This is a genomic window from Enterobacter cloacae complex sp. P13B (assembly GCF_014895915.1).
Lineage (GTDB): Bacteria > Pseudomonadota > Gammaproteobacteria > Enterobacterales > Enterobacteriaceae > Enterobacter > Enterobacter bugandensis.
Genome location: NZ_JADBQN010000038.1, coordinates 1 through 3030, shown reverse-complemented (window position 1 = coordinate 3030; position 3030 = coordinate 1). Strand labels below are relative to the sequence as shown.

The 3030-nt window shown below is 62.5% G+C and carries 3 protein-coding genes; 1 reads left to right on the top strand and 2 read right to left on the bottom strand.

The genetic code is table 11. From position 1 onward, the window contains the following. The first annotated feature begins 97 nt into the window (after positions 1–97). Positions 98–859, top strand: coding sequence for a DNA-binding transcriptional repressor XynR (gene xynR, locus IM273_RS16380; RefSeq protein ID WP_100170992.1), 762 nt, complete (start codon positions 98–100; stop codon positions 857–859). Here xynR and IM273_RS16375 read toward each other — a convergent pair. Together IM273_RS16375 and IM273_RS16370 are read right to left on the bottom strand one after the other, a co-directional pair. Then, positions 844–2454 (bottom strand): glycoside hydrolase family 43 protein, encoded by a 1611-nt coding sequence (locus IM273_RS16375; protein ID WP_193051908.1) that lies wholly within the window; start codon positions 2452–2454, stop codon positions 844–846. The two genes, xynR and IM273_RS16375, sit on opposite strands and share 16 nt — an antisense overlap. Before the next feature lie 11 nt (positions 2455–2465). Beyond that, positions 2466–3030, bottom strand: a 565-nt coding sequence (locus IM273_RS16370; protein ID WP_193055562.1) for an MFS transporter, incomplete at its 5' end; no start/stop codon positions are given.

Below are 3030 nucleotides of genomic sequence, written 5' to 3'. Positions count from 1 at the left end.
GCGAAGCGCCGCCGGGCAAACCGGCTCCATTTCATTGATTTTTCACCCCGAAAAAGGTACGTTTTCGCCTTCCTTCCAGCGTGGACATGCCAGCATTATGCCGATTATTCAGTCTGTTGAACGTGCGTTGCAGATCCTCGACCTGTTCAACGAGCAGGCCACCGAGCTTAAGATCACCGACATCAGCAAACTGATGGGGCTGAGCAAGAGCACCCTCCACTCGCTGCTGAAAACCCTCCAGCTTCACGGCTATATCGATCAGAATCCGGAAAACGGCAAATATCGCCTCGGCATGAAGTTGGTCGAGCGCGGTCATTTTGTCGTGGGCTCAATCGATATTCGCCAGAAGGCGAAAGGCTGGCTGACGGAGCTGTCCCAGCGTACCGGGCAGACCACCCATCTGGGGATCCTGGACGGGCGTGAAGGGGTCTATATCGAGAAGATTGAAGGCAAGCTGGCCGCCATCGCCTATTCGCGTATCGGCCGCCGCCTGCCGGTTCACGCCACCGCCATCGGCAAGGTATTAATTGCCTGGCTGGGCGAGGCCGAGCTTAACGCCCTGCTGGAGGGCTATCAGTACACCACCTTTACACCCGCTACCCTCGCCTCACGCGAAGCGTTAATGACCGCTCTGGCGCAGACCCGCGAGCAGGGCTACGCCCTGGACAGCGAAGAGAACGAGCAGGGCGTGCGCTGCGTGGCGGTGCCGGTGTGGAATCACGAATCCCGCGTGATTGCCGCCCTGAGCCTGTCGACGCTCACCTCCCGCGTGGACGACGCCGAGCTGGCCCGCTTCCGCGAGGAGCTTCAGCAGGCCGGGCTCGAGCTCTCACGCGCGCTGGGCTATACCGGCTCGTAAGTGAAGTAGTCGAAGTCCGCGTGACAGCCGTCGCCGCTGATGTCCTCGCAGTGCAGCCCCACAAACGCGCCGGTAAAGAAGCCGCGCCCTCCGATGTAATCGTCTGACAGCTTCCACGCCTCATACGTGACCGGCACGGCGTGCCACGTCTCGCCGTCGAAGGAGTAGCTGTAACGGTAGACCAGCGTATCCACGTCTACCCGCAGCCAGACGCTCTCCGCATGTTCCGGCACCGGAATGGGCTGCTCGTGCAGCGGCCACGACGGCACGTTGTGGTCGAGCTGGATCACCTTGATGGTTCTCCCCTGACCCTCCTCGTAATCCATAAAGCAGTAGCTCCAGTTTTTGCTGTTGTAGTAGCAGGTCAGCCCCGCGCTCTGCTGGAAGTGAACCGGCGAGAACAGCATCCGCGTCTCGGCCCGGAAGGTGAAGTGCTGCCAGCGGCGCGCCACGGTCGATTGGGTAAAGGTCGAGTTGAGCGAGTCGTTGCCATAGAGCCGTAAGTAGCCCGGGCGGGCGGTGAGCGAGCCGAGGGTGTCGTCGAACGGAACGCGCAGGGTCTGCAGTTCCGGGTCAAGCGTACTGCCGTCGAAATCATCCCGCCAGTTACCCAGAGCGGCTGCGGGCTGCTCCGCCACCTGTGGGCCGGGCACGGTCAGCTGCGCGTGTTTGCCGCCTTCCACGTACGGCCAGCCGTCGCGCCACGCAATGCGAGCGATGCCGGTCTCGCGCCCCAGCGGGCAGTAGCCGCGCCCGCCGGAGGCCAGCAGCGGCACGCCGGGCAGGCGCAGCGGGCGGCTGGTGAGGTAGGCCATATACCATTCTCCCGTATGGGTTTGCAGCAGCGAGCCGTGGCCACTCTTTTGCAGCGGGTTCTCCGGCAGGTGCCAGCTGGTCATCATCGTTACGTCCGGGTGCAGCTCGTACGGCCCGTCGATATTTTTGGAACGCAGTACCACAACGGCGTGCTCGTAGCTGGTGCCGCCCTCAGCAACCATCAGGTAGTACCAGCCCGCGTGGCGATAAAGATGCGCCCCTTCGGTGTAGCAGAGCGGCGTGCCGGTAAACAGCGTTTTGCGCTCGGGCGAGAGCGTGCCGGTCTGCGGGTCAAACTCCTGCATCACGATGGTGTTGTGCGGGTTGCTGTGGTGGCGCGGCCCCCACGGGCGGTAGAGGTAGTACTTGCGGCCATTGTCGTCATGGAACAGGGACGGATCGAACCCGCCGTTGCCCATCGGAATCGGCTCGCTCCACGGCCCCTCAATGGACGGCGCGGTGACGAGGAAGTTGCGGCCATTTTTCCACGGCGAGTCGACAATCTTCACGTCGGTATAGAGCAGCCAGAATTTGCCGTCGGCGTAGCTCAGGCAAGGCGCCCAGATGCCGCCGGAGTCCGGGTTGCCCTTCATGTCCAGCATCGACACGCGGTCCAGCGGCGTGCTGACCAGCGACCAGTTTTTCAGGTCGCGGGAGTGATAGATGCGCACGCCCGGGAACCACTCGAAGGTCGAGGTGGCGATGTAGTAGTCCTCGCCCTGACGGCAGAGGGACGGGTCCGGGTTGAAGCCGGTCAGGATCGGGTTGGTAATTTCCATGTTGCCTCCGGTTAATGGGATGCGGCTGTCGCGGCGTCGGGTACGGCCTCGCCCTGCGCCGCGCGGTGTTTGATCAGCTGCTGGCTGATGGCCTCCACGCGGTCGTCGGTGAGCTTGTAGAACGACAGCATGATGAACATGCCCGCGTAGAGCACCACCGGCACCACGCAGAACAGAATTTTGATGGTGGTGAGCACCTCAACCGGCTGCACGCTGCTGCTGGCGGAGTAGTTCACCCAGGCCAGGATCCAACCCACCACCGCCCCGCCAATCGCCAGGCCAATCTTCAGGCTGAACAGATAGGTGGAGAACACCAGCCCGTCGAGGCGACGCCCGCTGCGGCTCTCCTCGTAATCCACCACGTCGGAGGCCATCAGCCACTGTAGCGGCGTGGTGGTGTTAAAGACGAACAGGAACAGGATGTTGAGGGCGAAAATCAGGGCAATATGCTCTGCTGGCGTAAAGAAAATCAGCAGGCTGATGAGCGAGTAAGCGACGATGATCCACTTAAAGGCGGTGACGCGGTCGAAGCGGCCCAGCAGGCGGGAGGAGCAGAGCGACCCAAACATGGTGGCG